This is a genomic window from Amycolatopsis stemonae, assembly GCF_054781455.1.
Window position 1 is genome coordinate 1439 of sequence record NZ_BAAGUJ010000034.1, and the last position, 3361, is coordinate 4799.

Annotated in this window: 3 rRNA genes (1 of these 3 only partly in view); all 3 read left to right on the forward strand. The window is 55.4% G+C overall.

The features are described 5' to 3' along the window. Positions 1-50, forward strand: a 16S ribosomal RNA gene (locus tag ACYVLJ_RS47880); its annotated part reaches 1438 nt to the left of the window's first position; the annotation flags it as partial. Between the two features lie 2 nt (positions 51-52). Continuing rightward, a 23S ribosomal RNA gene (locus tag ACYVLJ_RS47885) occupies positions 53-3177 on the forward strand. A gap of 64 nt (positions 3178-3241) precedes the next feature. Then, positions 3242-3358, forward strand: a 5S ribosomal RNA gene (rrf, locus tag ACYVLJ_RS47890). Positions 3359-3361: the final 3 nt, after the last annotated feature.

Here is a 3361-nt window from a genome sequence, read left to right on the forward strand (position 1 = left end):
GTGTTTCTGGTGTGGTGTTTGAGAACTGTAGAGTGGATGCGAGCATCTTTGTGGTCAAGTTGTTAAGGGCACATGGTGGATGTCTTGGCTTCAGGAGCCGATGAAGGACGTAGGAGGCTGCGATAAGCCTCGGGGAGCTGTCAACCGAGCTGTGATCCGAGGATTTCCGAATGGGGAAACCCAGCACCAGTGATGTGGTGTTACCCGCACCTGAATATATAGGGTGTGTGGAGGGAACGCGGGGAAGTGAAACATCTCAGTACCCGTAGGAAGAGAAAACAACCGTGATTCCGTGAGTAGTGGCGAGCGAAAGCGGAAGAGGCTAAACCGATTGCATGTGATACCTGTCAGGGGTTGTGTAGTCGGTGTTGTGGGACCCGCCTTGAAGAGACTGACATTTCTTCGGGTTGTTGTGCTGGTTAGTGGAACCGCTTGGGATGGCGGGCCGGAGTGGGTGAGAGCCCCGTACGCGAAAACCAGTTTCAAGAGCCTTGGTGGTGTTCCCGAGTAGCAGCGAGCTCGTGGAATTTGCTGTGAATCTGCCGGGACCACCCGGTAAGCCTAAATACTTCCTGAAGACCGATAGCGGACGAGTACCGTGAGGGAAAGATGAAAAGTACCCCGGGAGGGGAGTGAAAGAGTACCTGAAACCGTGTGCCTACAAGCCGTCAGAGCTGTAATAGGTGATGGCGTGCCTTTTGAAGAATGAGCCTGCGAGTTAGTGCTGCGTGGCGAGGTTAACCCGTGTGGGGTAGCCGTAGCGAAAGCGAGTCTGAATAGGGCGATGTGAGTCGCGTGGTCTAGACCCGAAGCGGAGTGATCTACCCATGGCCAGGGTGAAGCGTCGGTAAGACGTCGTGGAGGCCCGAACCCACCAGGGTTGAAAACCTGGGGGATGAGCTGTGGGTAGGGGTGAAAGGCCAATCAAACTCCGTGATAGCTGGTTCTCCCCGAAATGCATTTAGGTGCAGCGTCACGTGTTTCTTGTTGGGGGTAGAGCTACTGGATGGTCTAGGGGCCTTACCGGGTTACCGAAATCAACCAAACTCCGAATACCAATAAGTGAGAGCGTGGCAGTGAGACGGCGGGGGATAAGCTTCGTCGTCGAGAGGGAAACAGCCCAGAACACCAGCTAAGGCCCCTAAGTGTGTGCTCAGTGGGAAAGGATGTGGGATTGCCCAGACAACCAGGAGGTTGGCTTAGAAGCAGCCACCCTTGAAAGAGTGCGTAATAGCTCACTGGTCAAGTGGTCCTGCGCCGACAATGTAGCGGGGCTTAAGCACACCGCCGAAGCTGTGTCATTCATGCAATACATCGGCTTGAGTCCTTGAGACTCTTGTCTAGTGGTATGGATGGGTAGGGGAGCGTCCTGCATCCAGGGAAGCGGCGGCGGAAGCCAGTCGTGGAGGGTGTGGGAGTGAGAATGCAGGCATGAGTAGCGAATGCAGAGTGAGAAACTCTGCCGCCGGATGACCAAGGGTTCCTGGGCCAGGCTAATCCGCCCAGGGTAAGTCGGGACCTAAGGCGAGGCCGACAGGCGTAGTCGATGGACAACGGGTTGATATTCCCGTACCCGAGCATGTGCGCCCATGACGAGGCGTTTGATACTAACCACCCAAAGCCACGGTTTGAAGCCTTCGGGTGAATGATTGTGTGTGGAGCGTGGGACCTGATTTCGTAGTAGTCAAGCGATGGGGTGACGCAGGAAGGTAGCTCCGCCAGGCGATGGTTGTCCTGGTGTAAGCGTGTAGGCCGGAACATAGGCAAATCCGTGTTCTGTGTGGCTGAGACGTGATGCGTAGCCGTTTGAGGCGAAGTAGAGTGATCCTATGCTGCCGAGAAAAGCCTCTAGTGAGTGCATGCACGGCCCGTACCCCAAACCAACACAGGTGGTCAGGTAGAGAATACCAAGGCGATCGGGTGAACTGTGGTTAAGGAACTCGGCAAAATGCCCCCGTAACTTCGGGAGAAGGGGGGCCAAACATCCTGAAGCTTCTTGCAGGCTAGGGGTGGGTGGCCGCAGAGACCAGCGGAAAGCGACTGTTTACTAAAAACACAGGTCCATGCGAAGTCGCAAGACGATGTATATGGACTGACGCCTGCCCGGTGCTGGAACGTTAAGAGGACCGGTTAACTCCTTTCGGGGGGTGAAGCTGAGAATTTAAGCGCCAGTAAACGGCGGTGGTAACTATAACCATCCTAAGGTAGCGAAATTCCTTGTCGGGTAAGTTCCGACCTGCACGAATGGCGTAACGACTTTCCGGCTGTCTCAACCACAGGCCCGGCGAAATTGCACTACGAGTAAAGATGCTCGTTACGCGCGGCAGGACGGAAAGACCCCGGGACCTTTACTATAGTTTGGTATTGGTTTTCGGTTCGGCTTGTGTAGGATAGGTGGGAGACTGTGAAGCTGCAACGCTAGTTGTGGTGGAGTCGTTGTTGAAATACCACTCTGGTCGAATTGGGAATCTGAACCTCGGGCCATGATCTGGTTCAGGGACAGTGCCTGATGGGTAGTTTAACTGGGGCGGTTGCCTCCTAAAGAGTAACGGAGGCGCCCAAAGGTTCCCTCAGCCTGGTTGGCAATCAGGTGTTGAGTGCAAGTGCACAAGGGAGCTTGACTGTGAGACAGACATGTCGAGCAGGGACGAAAGTCGGGACTAGTGATCCGGCACCTCCTGGTGGAAGGGGTGTCGCTCAACGGATAAAAGGTACCCCGGGGATAACAGGCTGATCTTGCCCAAGAGTCCATATCGACGGCATGGTTTGGCACCTCGATGTCGGCTCGTCGCATCCTGGGGCCGGAGTAGGTCCCAAGGGTTGGGCTGTTCGCCCATTAAAGCGGCACGCGAGCTGGGTTTAGAACGTCGTGAGACAGTTCGGTCCCTATCCGCCGCGCGCGTAGGATACTTGAGGAAGGCTGTCCCTAGTACGAGAGGACCGGGACGGACGAACCTCTGGTGTGCCAGTTGTCCCGCCAGGGGCATGGCTGGTTGGCCACGTTCGGAAGGGATAACCGCTGAAGGCATCTAAGCGGGAAGCCTGTTCCAAGATGAGGTATCCCACCCCTTTGTGGGTTAAGGCCCCCAAGAGACCATTGGGTTGATAGGCCAGAAATGGAAGCACAGTAATGTGTTGTCGAGTTGACTGGTACTAATAGGCCGAGGACTTGCCTACGAAGATGTTACGCATCCACTCTACGGTTCTGAAACACCACACCGGGTGTGTTGTTTCGGAGTGTTTCGGTGGTTATAGCGTCAGGGAAACGCCCGGTCCCATTCCGAACCCGGAAGCTAAGCCTGACAGCGCCGATGGTACTGCAACCGAAGGGTTGTGGGAGAGTAGGACACCGCCGAACTTA